The 18,908-nt window shown below is 44.0% G+C and carries 31 protein-coding genes and 1 pseudogene; 30 read left to right on the top strand and 2 right to left on the bottom strand.

The window, feature by feature from the left end; genetic code table 11:
* The 30 genes and pseudogenes from tuf to QCB44_RS10660 form a co-directional block, all read left to right on the top strand.
* Positions 1-124: pseudogene (gene tuf / locus QCB44_RS10805) on the top strand (elongation factor Tu); the annotation flags it as partial.
* Positions 125-296: 172 nt separating this feature from the next.
* Positions 297-608 (top strand): 30S ribosomal protein S10, encoded by a 312-nt coding sequence (gene rpsJ, locus QCB44_RS10800; RefSeq protein WP_028485243.1) that lies wholly within the window; start codon positions 297-299, stop codon positions 606-608.
* Positions 609-666: 58 nt separating this feature from the next.
* Complete coding sequence (rplC, locus tag QCB44_RS10795; RefSeq protein ID WP_279409971.1) at positions 667-1,305, top strand: 50S ribosomal protein L3; 639 nt, start codon at positions 667-669, stop codon at positions 1,303-1,305.
* Positions 1,306-1,315: 10 nt separating this feature from the next.
* Positions 1,316-1,936 (top strand): 50S ribosomal protein L4, encoded by a 621-nt coding sequence (rplD, locus tag QCB44_RS10790; protein ID WP_279409970.1) that lies wholly within the window; start codon positions 1,316-1,318, stop codon positions 1,934-1,936.
* Entirely contained in the window at positions 1,933-2,229 is a 297-nt protein-coding gene (gene rplW / locus QCB44_RS10785; protein ID WP_279409969.1) for a 50S ribosomal protein L23, read from the top strand. The genes rplD and rplW overlap by 4 nt, the downstream gene beginning before the upstream one ends.
* Positions 2,230-2,240: 11 nt before the next feature.
* A complete protein-coding gene (rplB, locus tag QCB44_RS10780) occupies positions 2,241-3,068 on the top strand; it encodes a 50S ribosomal protein L2 (RefSeq protein WP_279409968.1) in 828 nt (275 codons plus the stop codon).
* 15 nt (positions 3,069-3,083) lie between these two features.
* Entirely contained in the window at positions 3,084-3,359 is a 276-nt protein-coding gene (gene rpsS, locus QCB44_RS10775) for a 30S ribosomal protein S19 (protein ID WP_279409967.1), read from the top strand.
* Positions 3,360-3,374: 15 nt separating this feature from the next.
* The gene (gene rplV, locus QCB44_RS10770) at positions 3,375-3,707 is read left to right on the top strand and encodes a 50S ribosomal protein L22 (RefSeq protein ID WP_279409966.1); all 333 of its coding nucleotides are present in this window, start codon (positions 3,375-3,377) and stop codon (positions 3,705-3,707) included.
* A gap of 11 nt (positions 3,708-3,718) precedes the next feature.
* Positions 3,719-4,399, top strand: coding sequence for a 30S ribosomal protein S3 (gene rpsC / locus QCB44_RS10765; protein ID WP_279409965.1), 681 nt, complete (start codon positions 3,719-3,721; stop codon positions 4,397-4,399).
* A 14-nt stretch (positions 4,400-4,413) separates the two neighbouring features.
* A complete protein-coding gene (gene rplP / locus QCB44_RS10760; protein WP_279409964.1) occupies positions 4,414-4,827 on the top strand; it encodes a 50S ribosomal protein L16 in 414 nt (137 codons plus the stop codon).
* The gene (gene rpmC, locus QCB44_RS10755; RefSeq protein ID WP_279409963.1) at positions 4,828-5,019 is read left to right on the top strand and encodes a 50S ribosomal protein L29; all 192 of its coding nucleotides are present in this window, start codon (positions 4,828-4,830) and stop codon (positions 5,017-5,019) included.
* Positions 5,020-5,021: 2 nt separating this feature from the next.
* The gene (gene rpsQ, locus QCB44_RS10750; protein WP_279409962.1) at positions 5,022-5,285 is read left to right on the top strand and encodes a 30S ribosomal protein S17; all 264 of its coding nucleotides are present in this window, start codon (positions 5,022-5,024) and stop codon (positions 5,283-5,285) included.
* 137 nt (positions 5,286-5,422) lie between these two features.
* Positions 5,423-5,791, top strand: coding sequence for a 50S ribosomal protein L14 (gene rplN, locus QCB44_RS10745; RefSeq protein ID WP_279409961.1), 369 nt, complete (start codon positions 5,423-5,425; stop codon positions 5,789-5,791).
* Between the two features lie 10 nt (positions 5,792-5,801).
* Positions 5,802-6,116 carry a 50S ribosomal protein L24 gene (gene rplX / locus QCB44_RS10740; protein ID WP_279409960.1) on the top strand — a complete coding sequence of 105 codons (315 nt, stop codon included), beginning with the start codon at positions 5,802-5,804 and terminating at the stop codon, positions 6,114-6,116.
* A 14-nt stretch (positions 6,117-6,130) separates the two neighbouring features.
* Entirely contained in the window at positions 6,131-6,670 is a 540-nt protein-coding gene (gene rplE, locus QCB44_RS10735) for a 50S ribosomal protein L5 (protein ID WP_279409959.1), read from the top strand.
* Positions 6,671-6,681: 11 nt separating this feature from the next.
* On the top strand, positions 6,682-6,987 hold the full coding sequence (rpsN, locus tag QCB44_RS10730; RefSeq protein ID WP_279409958.1) for a 30S ribosomal protein S14: 306 nt from the start codon (positions 6,682-6,684) through the stop codon (positions 6,985-6,987).
* A 12-nt stretch (positions 6,988-6,999) separates the two neighbouring features.
* Positions 7,000-7,395 carry a 30S ribosomal protein S8 gene (gene rpsH / locus QCB44_RS10725; RefSeq protein WP_279409957.1) on the top strand — a complete coding sequence of 132 codons (396 nt, stop codon included), beginning with the start codon at positions 7,000-7,002 and terminating at the stop codon, positions 7,393-7,395.
* A 9-nt stretch (positions 7,396-7,404) separates the two neighbouring features.
* Entirely contained in the window at positions 7,405-7,938 is a 534-nt protein-coding gene (gene rplF, locus QCB44_RS10720) for a 50S ribosomal protein L6 (protein ID WP_279409956.1), read from the top strand.
* Positions 7,939-7,952: 14 nt separating this feature from the next.
* Entirely contained in the window at positions 7,953-8,306 is a 354-nt protein-coding gene (rplR, locus tag QCB44_RS10715; RefSeq protein ID WP_279409955.1) for a 50S ribosomal protein L18, read from the top strand.
* 14 nt (positions 8,307-8,320) lie between these two features.
* Entirely contained in the window at positions 8,321-8,830 is a 510-nt protein-coding gene (rpsE, locus tag QCB44_RS10710) for a 30S ribosomal protein S5 (protein ID WP_279409954.1), read from the top strand.
* A gap of 1 nt (position 8,831) precedes the next feature.
* A complete protein-coding gene (rpmD, locus tag QCB44_RS10705; protein ID WP_279409953.1) occupies positions 8,832-9,020 on the top strand; it encodes a 50S ribosomal protein L30 in 189 nt (62 codons plus the stop codon).
* 1 nt (position 9,021) lies between these two features.
* On the top strand, positions 9,022-9,456 hold the full coding sequence (rplO, locus tag QCB44_RS10700) for a 50S ribosomal protein L15 (RefSeq protein WP_279409952.1): 435 nt from the start codon (positions 9,022-9,024) through the stop codon (positions 9,454-9,456).
* A gap of 8 nt (positions 9,457-9,464) precedes the next feature.
* A complete protein-coding gene (secY, locus tag QCB44_RS10695; protein WP_279409951.1) occupies positions 9,465-10,775 on the top strand; it encodes a preprotein translocase subunit SecY in 1,311 nt (436 codons plus the stop codon).
* An 86-nt stretch (positions 10,776-10,861) separates the two neighbouring features.
* Entirely contained in the window at positions 10,862-11,218 is a 357-nt protein-coding gene (gene rpsM / locus QCB44_RS10690) for a 30S ribosomal protein S13 (protein ID WP_279409950.1), read from the top strand.
* A 21-nt stretch (positions 11,219-11,239) separates the two neighbouring features.
* Positions 11,240-11,629, top strand: a complete 390-nt coding sequence (gene rpsK / locus QCB44_RS10685) for a 30S ribosomal protein S11 (RefSeq protein ID WP_279409949.1) — start codon at positions 11,240-11,242, stop codon at positions 11,627-11,629.
* 14 nt (positions 11,630-11,643) lie between these two features.
* Complete coding sequence (gene rpsD, locus QCB44_RS10680; protein ID WP_279409948.1) at positions 11,644-12,264, top strand: 30S ribosomal protein S4; 621 nt, start codon at positions 11,644-11,646, stop codon at positions 12,262-12,264.
* Between the two features lie 24 nt (positions 12,265-12,288).
* On the top strand, positions 12,289-13,275 hold the full coding sequence (gene rpoA / locus QCB44_RS10675; RefSeq protein ID WP_279409947.1) for a DNA-directed RNA polymerase subunit alpha: 987 nt from the start codon (positions 12,289-12,291) through the stop codon (positions 13,273-13,275).
* 15 nt (positions 13,276-13,290) lie between these two features.
* Positions 13,291-13,677 carry a 50S ribosomal protein L17 gene (rplQ, locus tag QCB44_RS10670; RefSeq protein WP_279409946.1) on the top strand — a complete coding sequence of 129 codons (387 nt, stop codon included), beginning with the start codon at positions 13,291-13,293 and terminating at the stop codon, positions 13,675-13,677.
* 59 nt (positions 13,678-13,736) lie between these two features.
* Entirely contained in the window at positions 13,737-14,489 is a 753-nt protein-coding gene (locus tag QCB44_RS10665) for a TatD family hydrolase (RefSeq protein ID WP_279409945.1), read from the top strand.
* Entirely contained in the window at positions 14,446-15,213 is a 768-nt protein-coding gene (locus tag QCB44_RS10660; protein ID WP_279409944.1) for a tRNA threonylcarbamoyladenosine dehydratase, read from the top strand. The genes QCB44_RS10665 and QCB44_RS10660 overlap by 44 nt, the downstream gene beginning before the upstream one ends.
* Before the next feature lie 3 nt (positions 15,214-15,216).
* On the opposite strand, the gene QCB44_RS10655 is transcribed toward QCB44_RS10660, so the two are convergent.
* Both QCB44_RS10655 and uvrA read right to left on the bottom strand, forming a co-directional pair.
* On the bottom strand, positions 15,217-16,065 hold the full coding sequence (locus tag QCB44_RS10655) for a DUF2927 domain-containing protein (protein ID WP_279409943.1): 849 nt from the start codon (positions 16,063-16,065) through the stop codon (positions 15,217-15,219).
* A gap of 6 nt (positions 16,066-16,071) precedes the next feature.
* Positions 16,072-18,882 carry an excinuclease ABC subunit UvrA gene (uvrA, locus tag QCB44_RS10650; protein WP_279409942.1) on the bottom strand — a complete coding sequence of 937 codons (2,811 nt, stop codon included), beginning with the start codon at positions 18,880-18,882 and terminating at the stop codon, positions 16,072-16,074.
* Positions 18,883-18,908: the final 26 nt, after the last annotated feature.

The raw sequence follows: 18,908 nt of genomic DNA, 5'->3' as shown, positions 1-18,908 counted from the left end.
TGATAACGTACAAATGACTGTAGAGTTGATCAACCCAATCGCGATGGCAGAAGGTCTGCGTTTTGCGATCCGTGAAGGTGGTCGTACAGTTGGTGCAGGTGTGGTTGCTAAAATCATTGAGTAATAAGTGAACAGGCCTGGTTAGACTGGTCTGGATTTCTATTATGACTAAGTGATTAATAAAAAAGACAAAGTTATTGTATTACGGCTTTGTTTTGTTTATAATTCGCAACCTTAAATAGCAGTGGTTTGAAAAGGACCGCTGCTTTTCTTTTTTTTTAAGAAGAGAAAGTGTAATGGCGACTCAAAATATTCGTATTCGCTTAAAAGCGTTTGATCATAGATTAATTGATCAGTCGGCACGCGAAATTACCGAGACAGCAAAGCGAACTGGTGCGCAAGTGCGTGGACCAATTCCAATGCCAACTCGCAAGGAACGTTTCACTGTGTTGATTTCTCCGCACGTTAATAAAGACGCGCGTGATCAATATGAGCTGCGTACACACAAGCGTTTGTTAGATATCGTTGATCCTACTGATAAAACAGTAGATGCATTGATGAAGCTAGATCTAGCTGCTGGTGTAGACGTACAACTGGAATTACGTTAAGCGTAATGGGTTAGTCATCAATCGTAATGGCTGACAAATATAATAATGAGGTATTGATATGAGTATTGGTCTCATTGGTAAAAAGATCGGTATGACTCGTGTTTTCAATGATGAGGGTGTTTCTACCCCTGTAACAGTGATTGAGGTTGAACCAAACCGCATCACTCAGTTGAAAACACAAGAAACCGATGGGTATGTAGCTGTTCAGGTTACAACTGGTGGTGTTCATGCCGGACGTATCAGCAAGCCAATGGCTGGTCACTATGCGAAAGCTGGTGTTCAAGCTGGTCGTGGTTTGTGGGAGTTCCGCGTAGAATCAGATGAAGAATTGTCTGATTTAGAAGTAGGTTCAGAGCTTACTGTTGAGCGCTTTAATGATGTTTCAGTGGTTGATGTCACTGGAACAACAAAAGGTAAAGGTTTTCAGGGTGGTGTAAAGCGTCACAACTTCAAGACGCAAGATGCAACACACGGTAACTCTTTGTCTCACCGAGCTAACGGTTCTATTGGTCAAAACCAAACTCCAGGTCGTGTTTTCAAAGGTAAGAAAATGTCTGGTCACATGGGTGATGTTAGACAAACAACACAAAACTTGGCTTTGGTAAAAGTTGATGCGGAAAATGGTCTGCTGCTAATTAAAGGCGCAGTACCTGGTGCTAAAAATAGTACTGTCATCGTTCGTAAAGCTGTTAAGTAAGGTGGGCATGATGGATTTAAAATTAATTGAACTTTCTACAGGTAAAGAAGCAGGTACTGTTCAAGTATCTGATGCTTTGTTTGGTGTAGATTTTAATGAAGCCTTAGTTCACCAAGTAGTTAATGCCTATATGGTAGCTGGTCGCGCTGGAACGAAAGCTCAGAAAAATCGTTCAGCTGTAAGCGGTGGTGGTGCTAAGCCATGGAGACAAAAAGGTACAGGTCGTGCTCGTGCAGGTACTACTCGTAGCCCTGTTTGGGTTGGAGGTGGACGTGCGTTCCCAGGACATAACCGTGACTTTAAGCAAAAAGTAAATCGTAAGATGTATCGTGGTGCAATGCGCTCGATCTTCTCCGAATTGAATCGTTCAGGGCGCTTGATTATCGTTGATGATTTCAAAGTTGATGCTCCCAAAACTAAAGAATTCAATTCGAAACTTGCTACCTTGAATGTTAAGGACGCATTGGTTATCACTGAGGCATTTGATGAGTACTTGTACTTGTCTTGTCGCAACCTGTATAGCGCAGAAGTATGTGATGTCGCTGGCGTTGATCCAGTAAGCCTGGTTGGTTTCCAAAATGTTGTAATGACGCAAGGTGCGGTTAAGCGCCTAGAGGAGCAATTAGCATGAGCCAGGAAAGAATTTTAAAAGTATTGGTTGCACCACATATTTCTGAAAAATCAGCAATTTTAGCTGATACAGCTGGTCAATATGTATTTAAGGTTATTCCTACTGCGACTAAAACTGAAGTAAAGCAAGCTGTAGAAAGTCTATTTGATGTCAAGGTTCAATCTGTGAACATGATTAACATCAAAGGCAAAAGAAAAATGTTCAAAGGCCGCCCAGGTAAGCGTAATGGTGTGCGTAAGGCAATCGTTCGTCTAGCTGCTGGCCAAGAAATTGATTTTGTCAGCGCTGAATAAGGAGTCTAAAGATGGCAATTATTAAAAAGTCAAAGCCTACCTCAGCAGGACGTCGATTTGTTGTAAGTGTTGTTGAACCAACCTTGCACAAGGGTAAGCCTCACTCAGCGCTGCTAGAGAAGAAATCAAAAAACGGTGGTCGTAACAATAAAGGTCGTATCACTGTCCGTCATCAAGGTGGTGGTCATAAGCAGCACTACCGTTTGGTTGATTTTAAGCGTAATAAAGTAGGTATTCCTGCTACGGTTGAGCGTTTGGAATATGATCCAAACCGAACTGCACACATCGCGTTGTTAAAATATGCTGATGGTGAACGAGCTTACATCATAGCGCCAAAAAAATTGGCAGCAGGTGATGTTGTAGAATCAGGTGATCATGTAGCAATTAAGCCAGGTAACTGTTTACCATTGCGTAATATCCCAGTAGGTACGGTTGTGCATGCTGTTGAAATGCGTCCAGGTAAAGGTGCTCAAATTGCTCGCTCAGCAGGTGCATCTGTCCAGATTGCTGGTCGTGATGGTGCTTATGTGTTGGTCAAGCTTCGTTCAGGTGAAATGCGTAAGATTTTGGCTGAATGTAAGGCGACTATTGGTGAAGTAGGTAACTCAGAGCATAGCTTGCGCAAGCTTGGTAAGGCTGGTGCGAAGCGTTGGCGCGGTGTCCGTCCTACTGTTCGAGGTGTTGCTATGAACCCTGTAGACCACCCGCATGGTGGTGGTGAAGGTCGTACTTCTGGTGGTCGTAACCCTGTGACTCCATGGGGTGTTCCAACCAAAGGTAAGAAGACTCGTAGTAATAAACGTACTGATAAGATGATCGTACGTCGTCGTAACAAATAATAAGGAAGGACACTGATGCCACGTTCAGTTAAAAAAGGACCTTTTGTAGATCACCACTTGTATAAAAAAGTGGTTGAGGCACAAGAATCTGGTAATAAACGTCCAATTAAAACATGGTCTCGTCGCTCTATGATCTTGCCTGAAATGATCGGTTTAACTATCGCCGTTCATAATGGTAAAGAGCATATCCCTGTTTTCATTTCAGAAAACATGGTAGGCCATAAATTGGGTGAATTTTCAATGACTCGTACTTACCGCGGACATGCTGCGGATAAGAAAGCTAAGCGTTAATAGGAGTGAATTAAAATGCAGGTAAGTGCTACACATAAATTTGCTCGCATCTCTCCACAGAAAGCGCGCTTAGTTGCTGACATGATCCGTGGAAAGGATGTAGAGACTGCAGTTAATATTTTGTCATTCAGTGATAAAAAAGCCTCGGCTCTGATGAAGGCAGTGTTAAATTCAGCGATTGCTAATGCTGAAAACAATGAAGGTGCTGATATTGATGAATTGAAAGTAACCGCTGCATATGTTAACGAAGGACCGATCATGAAGCGTATGCGCGCTCGTGCAAAAGGTCGCGGTAACCGTATTCTTAAGCGTACCAGTCACATTACAGTCACTGTTGGCGATAAATAAGGAGAATCAGAATGGGTCAAAAAGTAAATCCTATTGGTATTCGACTGGGCATTACAAAAGACTGGAATGCTCGTTGGTATGCTGATAGCAAGAACTATGCTGATTTTCTAGTCAGTGATGTTGAAATTCGTGATGAGTTAAATGAAAAGTTGAAGCATGCTTCAGTAAGTAAGCTGAATATTGAGCGTGTTGCAAACGGAATCCGTGTCACTATTCATACTGCTCGTCCTGGTGTTGTCATCGGTAAAAAAGGCGAAGATATTGAGAAGTTGAAACAGTCTTTGGTTAAAAAGACTGGGATGCCTGTCAATATTAATATCGAAGAGATTAAAAAGCCTGAGCTTGATGCTAAGTTGGTAGCGGAAAGTATTGCACAACAGCTAGAGAAGCGAATTCAATTCCGCCGTGCTATGAAGCGTGCTGTTGGTAATGCAATGCGCCTTGGTGCAGAAGGGATTAAGGTGACGGTATCTGGCCGTTTAAATGGTGCTGATATTGCACGTGCTGAATGGTACCGAGAAGGTCGTGTGCCTTTGCATACTTTCCGTGCTGATATCGACTATGCAACGTTCGAAGCAGATACGACATACGGTAAGATCGGTGTTAAAGTTTGGATCTTTAAAGGTGAAAAACTAGGCAAAATGACACTTGACGACAATAAACAATCTAAGGGCAAGAAAGGCCGTAAATAAAAGGATGACTAACAATGTTAATGCCTAAACGTACCAAATTTAGAAAAGTTCATAAAGGACGTAACCGTGGTTTGGCACAAGTTGGAAACAAAGTTAGCTTCGGTGATTTTGGCCTAAAAGCCTTAGAGCGTGGAAGAATGACTTCTCGTCAGATCGAAGCTGGTCGACGTGTTATGACACGTCACGTTAAGCGTGGTGCTAAGATTTGGATTCGTGTATTCCCTGACAAGCCAATTACCACCAAACCTCTTGAGGTTCGTATGGGTAAAGGTAAAGGTAGTGTGGAATACTGGGTTGCTCAGATTCAGCCAGGTAGAATCCTTTATGAAATTCAGGGTGTGGATGAAAAGCTTGCTCGTGAAGCGTTTGCTCTTGCAGCAGCTAAACTTCCATTTAAAACCCAAGTTGTAAGCAGAACGGTGATGTAAATGACTGCAAAAGAACTTAATGAAAAAACAGTTGAAGAACTGAATGCTGAATTGATTGAGTTGTTGAAAGAGCAATTTAATTTAAGAATGCAGCATGCAACTGGTCAGTTATCTAACTCTGCTCAATTGAAAAACGTTCGTCGTTCAATTGCGCGAGTTAAAACCATCATTCGTCAAAAAGTGAGTAAATAAGAATGGCTGGTCAAGAGAAAAAAGCACGTACAGTTCAAGGTGTTGTCGTTAGCAATGGTATGGAACAATCAATCGTAGTTCGTGCCAATCGTTATATCAAACACCCTAAGTATAAAAAATTCGTTCGTAAATCAACTAAGTTGATGGCTCATGATGCTGATAACAGCTGCGGAGTAGGTGATATTGTAACCATTCAAGAGTGCAAGCCTATTTCAAAAAATAAGTCATGGACTTTAGTGAATATTGACGAAAAAGCAAAAATTTAAACTTTACTAGCAAGTTATCAAATAGTTTGTTATAATTATTTGATTCCGAACCGTTATAGTGATTAAGCCAAATGGAACTGATCACTATAGCGGTTTTTGTGCTGTAACAAATTTTATTTTATGGATGGAGTACCACCATGATTCAGATGCAAACAGTGCTTGATGTTGCTGATAACAGTGGAGCACGTAGTGTCCAGTGCATTAAGGTGCTTGGCGGATCAAAGCGTCGCTATGCAAATGTTGGTGACGTGATCAAAGTGAGTGTAAAAGAAGCTGCACCACGTGGTAAGGTCAAGAAAGGTGATGTGTATAACGCTGTTGTAGTTAGAACAGCGAAAGGTGTTCGTCGTGCTGACGGTTCCTTGATTAAGTTTGACGGTAATGCTGCTGTTATTCTTAATGCAAAATTAGAGCCAATTGGGACTCGTATTTTTGGGCCGGTAACACGTGAACTTCGTAATGAAAAGTTTATGAAGATTGTTTCATTAGCTCCTGAAGTTTTATAAGGAATAAGTGATGAATCGATTAAAAAAAGGTGATGAAGTCATCGTAATCACCGGCAAAGATAAAGGAAAGCGCGGTTCTATCTCAGAAGTACTTTCAAATGGAAAGGTTATTGTGGATGGAATCAATTTGGTTAAGAAGCACACTAAAGCAAACCCAATGACTGGTGCGCAAGGTGGTATTGTTTCTAAGGAAATGCCAATCGACGCTTCTAATGTGGCATTGCTAAACCCTGAAACTAACAAGGCTGATAAAGTTGGCTTCCGTGTTGAGGGTGATGCAAAAGTCCGCTTTTTCAAATCTACCGGTAAAGCGGTTGAAGCTTAAGATAGGTTAGAAGAATGGCTAGATTACAAAAAATCTATAAAGACCAAATTGTTGCTCAGCTGACTGAAAAGTTCGGATACAAGACTCCGATGCAAGCACCTAAATTGACAAAAATTACGATCAATATGGGTGTTGGTGATGCGATCGCTGACAAGAAGGTTTTAGACAATGCTGTAGCTGACCTTGAAAAAATTGCAGGTCAGAAAGTAGTTAAAACAATGGCACGTAAGTCTGTTGCAAGCTTCAAGGTGCGTGAAGGCTACCCTGTTGGTTGTAAGGTGACGTTACGTGGCGAGAAAATGTATGAATTTCTGGATCGTTTGATCAATATTGCGTTGCCACGTGTACGTGACTTCCGTGGTGTTAATCCAAATGCTTTCGATGGACGCGGAAACTATAATCTGGGTCTAAAAGAGCAGATTATCTTCCCAGAAATTGAATTTGAGAAGGTTGATAAGATCCGCGGTATGGATATTAACTTCGCAACCACTGCCGGTTCTAATGAAGAAGCTAAAGCTCTTCTAGAAGCCTTTAACTTTCCATTTAAGAAATAGAGGTTTTTCTTGTGGCTAAGCAATCAATGATCGAAAGAGAAAAGAAACGCGCAAAAGCAGTTGCAAAATATGCTGAGAAGCGTGCGGCTCTTAAAAAGGCATCTGTTGATATGTCTTTAAGTTTTGAAGAGCGTATGGAAGCAATGGAAAAGTTGAATAAACTGCCAAGAAATGCTTCTCCAGTTCGTCAGCAAAATCGTTGTCGTTTGACGGGTCGTCCTCACGGCGTATATAGAAAGTTTGGTTTGTCACGTAATATGCTACGTAAGTTAGCTATGCAAGGTGACGTTCCTGGTTTAAGAAAAGCCAGTTGGTAAGGATTGTTATCTATGAGTATGTCTGATCCAATAGCTGATATGTTAACTCGTATTCGTAATGGTCAAATGGCTGGTCATGCGAATGTCGTAATGCCATCATCAAAGGTAAAACAGGCAATTGCTAAAGTTTTGTCTGATGAAGGTTATATCTCAACATTCAGTGTAAAAGAAAATGAAGGTAAGTCAGAGCTTTCTGTTGACTTGAAGTATTTCGAAGGAAAGCCTGTTATTGAGATGATCAAGCGTGTAAGTCGACCAGGACTTCGTGTTTACAAAAACAAAGATGATTTACCTGAAGTAATTGGTGGTCTTGGGATCGCTTTAATTTCAACATCTAAAGGTATTATGACTGACCGTGAAGCGCGTAAAGCTGGAATCGGCGGTGAAGTCATTTGCTACGTAGCATAAGGAACGATTATGTCTAGAATTGCAAAGGCTCCTGTTGTTGTTCCTGCTGGTGTTGAAGTAACGCTAAATGGTAATGCGGTTACTGTAAAAGGTTCTAAAGCGACCTTAACAAAAGAAATTAATCCAGCAGTAGAAATTACACAGGCAGATGGAACTGTAACATTTGCACCTGTTGAAGGTGCTGCAAATGGTTGGGCTCAAGCTGGTACTGCGCGTGCATTGGTAAATAACATGGTAACCGGTGTTACTGATGGTTTCGAAAAGAAGCTTCAGTTAGTTGGTGTCGGTTATCGTGCCCAAGCACAAGGTAAAGTTTTGAACCTAACACTTGGTTTTTCACACCCTGTTGAACATCCGGTTCCTGAAGGAATTACGATTGAAACACCTAGCCAGACTGAGATTGTGGTTAAGGGTGCTGATAAACAATTAGTAGGACAAGTTGCTGCAGATATTCGTGGTTACCGTCCACCAGAACCTTATAAAGGTAAAGGTGTTAAGTACGCTGATGAACGTATTCTGCGTAAAGAAGCTAAGAAGAAATAAGGCTGGGATAAGGTATGGATAAGAAAACAGCCCGTCTTCGTAGAGCGAAGAAATCAAGAGCTAAAATTAAAGAGTTGGGTGTACCAAGACTTTGTATTCACCGTACTTCACAACATATTTATGCACAGTTGATTTCAGCAAATGGTGCAGACGTTATTGCTTCGAGCTCTACAGTACAAGCGGACATTAAAAAAGAAATCAGCAACAGTGGTAACAAAGATGCTGCCAAGATTGTTGGTAAAGTTATTGCTGAAAAAGCAAAAGCTGCAGGTGTGACTAAGGTCGCATTCGATCGTTCTGGTTTTAAATATCATGGACGCGTACAACAATTAGCTGACTCAGCCCGTGAAAACGGTCTTGAATTTTAATAGAAGGATTAATTATGTCTTCACGAGAATTACAAGAAGGACAAGATGGTCTAGTTGAAAAGCTAGTCTCCGTTCGCCGTGTTGCTAAAGTTGTTAAAGGTGGTCGTGTATTTGGTTTTTCAGCATTAGCGGTTGTTGGTGATGGTGAAGGACGCGTTGGTTACGGAAGTGGTAAAGCCAGTGAAGTGCCGGTTGCGATCAAAAAAGCGATGGAAAAAGCACGTCGTAATATGAAGGACGTTCCTCTTAATGAAGGAACGCTTCAGTACCCTGTAAACTTTAAACAAGGTGCAGCAAACATTGTTATGTTGCCAGCTTCTGAAGGTACTGGTGTAATCGCCGGTGGTGCAATGCGTGCAGTGCTTGAAGCAGCAGGTGTTAAAAACGTACTTTCTAAGTGTGTTGGTACTACGCGTCCGGTAAACGTTGTTCGTGCTACAGTTGAAGCTTTGACTAATATGCGTAGCCCTGAGCAAATCGCTGCTAAGCGTGGAAAGACACTTGAAGAAATTTTAGGTGAGTAAGATGTCAGATAATAAAACTGTTAAAGTGACGTTGGTAAAAAGTACGATTGGACGTTTGCCATCACATAAAGCATGTGTATCTGGTCTTGGTCTGAGAAAGATGCACCAAACGGTTACCGTAATTGATACTCCTGAAAATCGCGGGATGATCAACAAGGTATCTTATTTGCTAAAGGTTGAGGAAGCATAAAATGCATTTAAATACTCTAAAACCAGCAGAAGGCGCAAAATCAGCTAGAAAACGTGTTGGGCGTGGTCAAGGTTCTGGTTTAGGTAAAATGGGTGGACGTGGTCATAAAGGTCAGAAGTCTCGCTCAGGTGGTTTCCACAAGGTTGGATTTGAAGGTGGTCAAATGCCACTACAAAGAAGACTGCCTAAACTTGGTTTTACTTCACGTAAAGCAACTTATGCCGCTGAAATTCGTTTGGACGTGCTTTCAAAAATTGAAGCTGATGTAATTGATATCGCTGCATTGAAGGCAGCAGATGTTATCGGTGAGAAGATTAAGACGGTTAAGGTTGTTAACTCTGGCGAAATTAGCAAAGCTGTTAAATTGTCAGGAATTAAAGCAACTGCAGGTGCTAAAGCAGCAATCGAAGCAGCCGGTGGTTCAATCGAAGATTAAACTTTATTATGAATAGTTCAATTGCAACCAACGCCATGAGTGATCTAAAAAACAGAATCCTGTTTGTTTTAGGTGCTTTAATTGTATACCGATTAGGTACACATATTCCTGTACCATCGATTGATCCAATTGCATTGGCAGCAATGTTTGAACAGCAAAAAGGGACAATCCTGGACATGTTTAACATGTTTTCAGGTGGTGCCCTTGAACGTCTTTCAATCTTTGCTTTAGGTATTATGCCTTATATTTCTGCATCTATTATTATGCAGTTATTAACGGTCGTTTCACCTAAATTGGAACAGCTCAAAAAAGAAGGTGAGCAAGGACGACGTAAGATTACCCAATACACTCGATTGGGTACTGTTGTTTTAGCTACTTTCCAGGCATTAGGTGTGGCTATTGCATTAGAGTCACAAAACATTAATGGTATGGCTGTCGTTGTTGACCCTGGTCTTCTATTTAAGATCACGGCTGTAACAACTCTGGTTGGTGGAACCATCTTCCTAATGTGGTTAGGTGAACAAATTACTGAGCGTGGGATTGGTAATGGTATTTCACTGATTATTTTTGCAGGTATTGTTGCTGGATTGCCTTCTGCCTTGGGTGGTACCTTCGAGCAGGTTAATACTGGTGCTATGCATGCCATTACGGTATTCGTTCTTTTGGCATTGGTATTTGCAGTAATTGCTTTCGTTGTATTTGTTGAGCGCGGACAGAGAAGAATTCCTGTTCACTATGCTCAGAAAATGCGAGGGCGTAAACTGTATGGCGGTCAAGAAAGTCACTTACCGTTAAAGCTGAATATGGCAGGTGTTATACCTCCAATTTTTGCATCAAGTATCATTCTTTTTCCAGCGACTTTAGGTGGTTGGTTTGGTACTGCTGAAAATATGGGATGGTTAAAAGATATTGCGACCACGCTATCGCCTGGTCAGCCTCTTTACATCCTTCTATATGCATTAGCGATCATTTTCTTCTGTTTCTTTTATACTGCGATTGTTTTTAATCCAAATGAAACAGCGGACAATTTGAGAAAGTCTGGTGCATATTTGCCTGGTATTCGACCAGGTCCGCAAACTGCTCGTCATATTGATGGCATTATGGGGCGTCTAACGCTTGCTGGTGCAATTTATATTACTGCAGTTTGTTTATTGCCTGAATTTTTAATTCTTTACTGGAATGTTCCTTTCTATTTCGGCGGAACATCATTGTTGATCATTGTAATTGTGGTTATGGATTTTATGACACAGGTACAGGCTCATATGCAATCTACCCAGTATGAAGGCATGATGAAAAAAGCAAAATTTAAAGGAAGATAACTTAAAAGTTATTAATCTAGTATTTGACCGGAAAAACGAGTATAATGCTCGGTTTTTCGGTAGATGGAATTTAAGGGAGCGTCAAAATGGCTCGTATTGCCGGCGTAAACATACCAGTCAACAAGCATGTTGTTATTGGTTTGACTTCAATCTACGGGGTTGGTTCAACGACTTCAAAAGCAATTTGTGCTGCTACAAACATTGATCCGACCACAAAAGTAAGAGAGTTGACTGAAGATCAGTTGGAAGCAATTCGTTCTGAAGTACAAAAATATAAAATTGAAGGTGATTTACGACGTGAAGTCTCTATGTCTATCAAGCGTTTGATGGATATGGGATGTTATCGTGGAATTCGTCACCGTCGTAGTCTGCCTTTACGTGGACAGCGCACAAAAACTAATGCACGAACTCGTAAAGGTCCAGTAAGACCAATTAAGAGATAACGCATAATTGCGAGAGTAGATATGGCAAAAGCAAATTCGCGTGTAAAAAAGAAAGTTAAACACGTTGTTACCGACGCGGTAGCGCATGTTCATGCAACTTTCAATAATACCATTGTTACGATCACTGATCGTCAAGGTAATACATTATGTTGGGCTACTTCTGGTGGAAGTGGTTTCCGTGGGTCGCGTAAAAGTACCCCATTTGCTGCACAGGTAGCAGCAGAGCGAGCTGGACAAATGGCTCACGATTATGGTGTTAAGAATATGGAAGTTATGGTTAAAGGTCCAGGACCTGGTCGTGACTCTGCTGTTCGTGGTTTACATAGTGCGGGATTCAAGATTACGGCGATTTCAGACGTAACACCGATTCCACACAATGGTTGCCGTCCACCTAAAAAGCGTCGCGTTTAATATTTGAGGTAAACATGGCTAGATATATTGGACCTAAGTGTAAACTTGCCCGTCGTGAAGGTACTGATCTATTTTTGAAAAGCGGTGTTCGTAGCATCGAATCAAAATGTAAGATTGATCAACTGCCAGGTCAACACGGTGCGGGTCGCAAACGTGTAACCGAATATGGATTACAGTTGCGTGAAAAACAAAAAGTACGTCGTATGTATGGCGTTCTAGAGAAGAAGTTCCGTCTGTACTACAAAGAAGCTGACCGTCGTAAAGGATCAACAGGTGTTAACTTGTTGCAAATTCTCGAAAGCCGTCTAGATAACGTTGTGTATCGTATGGGGTTTGCTTCTACTCGTGCGGAAGCGCGTCAGTTGGTTTCTCACAAGGCTATTTTGGTAAATGGCCAAGCTGTCAATATTCCTTCGTATGAAGTTTCTGCCGGTGACACGATTACTGTTAGAGAAAAGGCTCGTAACCAATCTCGTATTGCTTCAGCACTAGAATTAAGTGCTCAGCAAGGGACTGTAGGTTGGGTTGAAGTTGATAGCTCGAAGTTTGAAGGTGTGTTTAAATCAGCACCAGATCGTTCTGATTTGTCTGCTGACATTTCTGAAAACTTAATTGTTGAGCTTTACTCTAAGTAATCTATCAAACGGAGATAACTTCTAATGCAAGAGATGTTAGAACAGCTGTTAACACCTCGTTTAGTTGATATTCAACGACTATCTGATTTTCATAGCCGTGTGACTTTAGAGCCACTTGAACGTGGATTTGGTCACACTCTAGGGAATGCGTTACGTCGTATTCTTTTATCTTCTATGCCAGGTGCTGCAATTGTAGAAGCACAAATTGATGGTGTACTTCATGAGTACTCATCAATCGAAGGTGTAAGAGAAGATGTTCTAGAAATTCTCCTAAACCTTAAGGAAGTTTCTGTAAAACTGAACGCAAAAGACAGCGCTGAATTGACTTTAAATAAGAAAGGACCAGCAGTTGTTCGTGCATCTGACATTGAAGTTGATCATGATGTAGAAATTGCAAATCCAGATCACATTATTGCGCATGTGAGTGAAGGTGCTGAGTTGAATATGAGACTTAAGGTTGAGACGGGCATTGGCTACCGTCCAGCTATCCAGTCTGAGAATGAATCAACTCAAATTGGTGTTTTGAAGCTGGATGCCAGCTTTAGCCCTGTGCACACGGTAAGCTATGAGGTGCAAAATGCTCGTGTTGAGCAACGTACCGACTTAGATAAGTTGATCATTGATGTGGTAACAGATGGTACTTTAGATCCAGAAAATGCGATCAAACAAGCGGCCACTGTCCTTCACTATCAATTGAATGCATTTGTTGATCTTAAGCATAAAGAAGTAGCTGCACCACAAGAAGAAGAGAATGAATTTGATCCGATCTTCTTGCAACCAGTAGATGATCTGGAACTGACTGTTCGTTCAGCAAACTGCTTAAAAGCAGAACAAATTTACTACATTGGTGATTTAGTTCAGCGTTCAGAAACGCATTTGTTAAAAACACCTAACTTAGGTAAAAAATCATTGCAAGAAATCAAAGATGTCCTTGCACAACGTGGTTTGAGCCTGGGTACTAAATTAGAGAACTGGCCACCAGCAAGCTTGGTGAGCAAAGAGTCTGTATAATATAAGGAAGCTATCATGCGTCATGGTAAATCAGGTCGTAAGTTTAATCGTAATAGCTCACACCGAAAGGCGATGTTTAAAAACATGTCTGCTTCACTTTTTGAGCATGAAGTGATTCGTACTACGGTTGCTAAGGCTAAAGAACTGCGTACTGTTGCAGAGCCTTTGATTACACTTGCAAAAAATGACAGTGTTCACAACCGTCGTATCGCTTTTGCTCGTCTAGGTGATAAGGCGGCTGTTGGTAAATTATTCTCAGAGTTAGGTCCTCGTTACCAAACTCGTCCAGGTGGGTACATCCGTATTCTTAAGTGCGGTTACCGTCCTGGTGATAATGCACCAATGGCAATTGTAGAATTGGTTGACCGTCCTCAAGCGGATGCAACTGAAGCTGCAGAATAAGCCAGATATGCTGTTACTAAAAAAGCCGGTTTTACCGGCTTTTTTTATAGGCAAAATTTATGTTGGTTGATACCCATTGTCATTTGGATCAGATCGATCCTAACGATTTGAAAACTTCGTTGAGTGCTGACTGTGTTTACCTAAGCATGGGGACTGATAAAAACAACTGGCAGCAACTCCTTAGACTCAATGAAAAATATTCTAATATCCGTATCGCTCTTGGCATCCATCCTTGGTTTGTGTCAGATCACTCAGTAGATGACCTTCATTTCCTATATTCGTTGTTATCGCAGATCAAAGTGCATGCGATAGGCGAGATCGGACTGGACTTTGGTCTTAACCATAAAGCTAGTCGTGATTTACAGCTAGAGGTATTTGAGGCGCAATTAAAGCTTGCTCATGAATTAGCGTTACCAATCTCTGTTCATGTCTATAAGGCGCACAATGAAGTGATAGCTTTGTTAAAGCGGTATGATGTGCAAGGGGTGATTCATTCATTGGGATCGAGTGTTAATATTGCACAGCAATATGTGGATTTAGGGTTTAAATTTGGCGTTAATGGCATTTTGCTCAGAGAGAATGCGCGTCGCTACCATGCTCTGGTCGAGCATTTCGATATTAGACACATAGTCAGTGAAACAGATGCACCTAATATCGCCTTGCCTGGCCGTTCAAAGGGACATTTGAAGGATATTGTTGTGATCATTGAGCGAATCGCATCACTTAAGAAATTAACGGTTGCCGAAGCCCAACGTTGCCTGTTTAATAATGCCAATTCTGTTTTTAAGTTTATTGAAGAATGCGAGGTGTGATTTGTTTTCCCCACTGTTTGAGCGTAGTTTATTGGTTTTTAGCGAGCAAGGTATTCGCAATCTTCAGAACTCGCATGTTTTTGTGGCGGGTGTTGGTGGTGTTGGTGGCTTTGTGATTGAAGCCTTAGCGCGGGCCGGGGTTGGGCGGTTAACCATTCTAGACCATGACGTTGTCTCACCCTCTAATATGAATCGACAAATTATTGCCCTTCACTCTACCCAGGGACAGCTTAAAACGCATGCGATGCTACAACGTATTCGAGATATCAATCCGGACTGTGTCGTGAGCGCGATTACCGAGTTTGCGCATCCTGATGATATGGATGCGCTTCTCAATGAAGATTACGACTATGTGGTCGATGCCATTGACAGCCTCAACTGCAAAGTGGCACTGGTCGCAAAAGCGGTGCAGAAGGGGTTTAATGTTGCATCTAGTATGGGAGCCGGACGTCGTGTCGATCCGAGTAAGGTCGTGCTTGCAGATATCTCTAAAACACACGGTTGTGCATTAGCACGCAATATGCGCCAGCGCCTTAAAAAGCAGCGCATTGCAAAGGGCGTCATGACGGTTTTTTCCACAGAAGTGCCTAAGGCTCCAGGGCCGATGGAAGAGATTGCCGGTGCCCGGGGCCGGGTCGTCAACGGCACAGCGAGTTATATGCCGGGCCTGTTTGGATTGATGCTGGCCGGTCATGTGATTCAAAAGCTGGCCGAAAAGGAATAACCATTAATTCAACAAACGGTATAAGCCGTGAGTTTTCACCTGTGTTTCCGCCGCTTTGATGGTACCGTTTTTTTGTAGGGTGTGGATGATTTGCTGAATAATCTTTCGGCTTTGTTTGATATCCATGCCCGCCTTCAGTCCCCGGTTATAGAGAATCTTGAGAAAGATGTAATCCAAACCGCTTAACAATTCAAGTTGACTGCTGTCGTTGGCAATGCTGGGTGTGACCCAATCCGAGTCATTGGGCAGTCCCATGATTTGTGTCGTTTCCTCGACAACACAAGAGGCTAAAAGACCGCGACTGAAGACATGGTCGACCGGTAAAATAACCACCGCCTGCCGAATTTCTCCGTTTTTTGCACGCTGATAAGAAGCCATGCAGTGGCTGTCTCGTTCTAGGTTTTCAACCTGGCTGTGGGTAAATTCCCTAATCGCTTTTTTATACAGGCGGTCCTGAGTCAGAATGATCTTCAGGTTGGCATACTGGTCGTTGCGTTCAATCGGTTGTGAGGTGATCTGAACAAGGTGATCCAGATGCGCCTGGAACAAGGATTCGATCATGGGATTGCGGGCGGTCTGTTGATAGATGAATTGGTAACGAATGGGAGTGGAGCGATTCCATTTGCCTAGGGTCGAGACGCCGTGACGGTATTCACTCTTAAAAGCGATTTCCATAAAGGCCTTTTCAATGTAGGCAGGATCTTGCCAATCCATCCAGTCCCGTTCTTGAGAATGGACAGGCCTGGTTAAAACCACGAGAAGTAAGATCACCAGGCCGGTCAGTTGGCTGACGCGTGTGCATAGGGCCAAGAGAGTGGAGATGTAGGTTGTTTTCTTCAGGCCCCGTTGCATGATGCGCTACCCTAATAGCTTTTTCAGGTAGTAGCCGGTATGCGAATCTGGATTGCTGGCTACTTCCTCTGGTGTTCCGGTGGCGATGATCTGCCCGCCTCCGGAGCCGCCTTCGGGGCCGAGATCGACAATCCAGTCGGCGGTTTTAATCACATCCAGATTGTGCTCGATAATGACGATGGTATTGCCCTGGTCGCGCAGGTGGCGGATGACCTTGAGAAGCAGTTCGATATCGTGGAAGTGCAGCCCGGTGGTCGGTTCGTCCAGAATGTAGAGCGTATTCCCCGTGTCGCGTTTGGAGAGTTCCTTGGCCAGTTTGATGCGTTGCGCTTCCCCGCCGGAAAGGGTGGTCGCACTCTGGCCGAGCTTGATGTACCCTAGGCCCACGTCGATCAGAGTCTGCAGTTTTCGGGCGATCACCGGGATGGCATCAAAGAATGCACGGGCATCCTCCACCGTCATGTCCAGAATGTCGTGAATGTTTTTGCCCTTGTACTCTACTTGCAGCGTTTCTCGGTTATAGCGTGCACCGTGGCACACATCACAGGGGACATAGACATCCGGCAAAAAGTGCATTTCCACTTTGAGCACGCCATCACCCTGGCACGCTTCACAGCGTCCGCCTTTCACATTGAAGCTGAAGCGCCCGGGCGTATAACCGCGGGTACGCGCTTCAGGCGTCGCGGAAAGCAGTTCGCGGATCGGGGTAAACAGCCCCGTGTAGGTGGCCGGATTGGAGCGCGGCGTGCGCCCGATCGCGCTTTGGTCAATATTGACCGACTTATCGAAATGCTCCAGGCCTTCAACCGATGCATAAGGTGCCGTAGGCTGCTGCGCGCCGTTGAGTTCGTTGGCGGCAATCTTCGACAGGGTTTCATTTATCAGGGTCGATTTCCCGGAACCGGAAACCCCGGTGACGCAAGTGAGCAGACCTGCCGGAATTTGCAAGGTGACATCTTGCAAGTTATTGCCGCTGGCGCCGTGAATGCTTAGCCATTTATCGTCCTGCGGTTTAAGGCGTTCACCCGGCACTTCGATTTTACGGGTGCCTTTCAAGAACTGTCCGGTTAAGGAGTCGGGGTTGTCCATGACCTCTTGCGGTGTGCCTTGTGCCATGACGCGTCCGCCGTGAATCCCTGCACCGGGCCCAATGTCGAGCACATAATCCGCAGCACGAATCGCATCTTCGTCGTGCTCGACCACGATGACCGTGTTCCCCAAATCGCGCAGGTGGGTCAGTGTGGCAAGCAGGCGGTCGTTATCACGCTGGTGCAAGCCGATAGAGGGTTCATCGAGCACATACATCACGCCAACCAGACCAGCACCGATCTGGCTGGCCAGACGGATACGCTGTGCTTCCCCTCCGGAGAGGGTTTCTGCACTGCGGTTTAACGTCAGGTAATTGAGTCCGACATTGACCAAAAAGCTCAGGCGGTCATGAATCTCTTTTATGATTTTGCCGGCGATTTCTCCTTTGGAGCCCGTGAGTTCCAGGGTGCTGAAGAAGTCATGCAACTCGTTGATTGGCAATTCGGTCAGAGAGGGCAGCGAGCGGTCGGCGATAAACACATGTCGCGCCGCGGTATTCAGGCGAGTGCCGTGGCAGCTTTCACACACATTGGTGACGCGATACTTATCCAGTTCATCACGCACCGATTTGCTTTCGGTCTCGGCAAAGCGGCGTTCCATATTCGGAATCACCCCTTCAAAACGGCGAACGTCGCTGTATTTACCATGTGGCAATGGAATCTTCTTGTTGCCCGAACCGTACAGAATCACTTTTTGGTGTTCGGATGAAAGTGCTTCCCAAGGGGTTTCAACATCGAATCCGTAATGGTCGGCGACCGCCTTGAGCAGATCGTAATAGTATTTATGACGGCGGTCCCAGCCGCGAATCGCGCCGCCTGCCAGGCTCAGTTCAGGATGGGTAATGATTTTCTTCGGATCAAAGTTCTCTTTGACGCCCAAGCCATCACAGCTTGGGCAAGCGCCGTGCGGATTGTTAAACGAGAAAATCCGCGGTTCCAGTTCCGGTACCGAATAGCCGCAGTGCGGGCAGGAAAATTTTTCTGAGAACAGCAGTTCAAAGTCGTCTTGCGGATCCATCGGCAGGACTTGGGCAATGCCGTCGGCCAAGCGCAAGGCGGTTTCAAACGATTCGGCAAGTCGTTGCTTAATATCGTCGCGGATTTTGAAACGGTCGATAATCACATCGATATTGTGTTTTTTGTTTTTATCGAGAGCAATGGTGCCGTCCAGCTCCCGGACCTCGCCATCGATGCGTACGCGGATGTAACCCTGAGCCTGCAGCTCATCCAGCAGTTGATGGTGTTCGCCTTTTTTGCCGCGAATCACCGGAGCGATCAGCAGGCATTTGCTGCCTTCGGGCAGCGTTAAGGTATGGTCCACCATCTGGCTGACGGTTTGTGCTTCCAGATCGCAGCCGTGGGTCGGGCAACGCGGGGTTCCGGTCCGTGCATAAAGCAAACGCAGGTAGTCGTAGATTTCGGTGACCGTGCCTACGGTAGAACGCGGGTTGTGCGAGGTGGATTTCTGTTCGATGGAGATGGCTGGCGATAAGCCTTCAATGTGATCGACATCCGGTTTTTCCATCACCGAAAGAAACTGGCGCGCATAAGCCGACAGCGATTCGACATAACGGCGCTGGCCTTCGGCATAAATGGTATCAAACGCTAGCGAGGACTTGCCGGAACCGGAGAGGCCGGTAATCACAATCAGTTTGTCACGCGGCAAAGTCACGTCAATGTTTTTTAAGTTATGGGTACGCGCCCCTTGGATCACAATTTCTTCAAGCATGAACGACCATCGAGTTGGGAAAAAGA

Source organism: Thiomicrorhabdus sp. zzn3 (assembly GCF_029767755.1).
Taxonomy (GTDB): domain Bacteria; phylum Pseudomonadota; class Gammaproteobacteria; order Thiomicrospirales; family Thiomicrospiraceae; genus Thiomicrorhabdus.
This window is presented reverse-complemented; position numbering and strand designations above follow the sequence as displayed.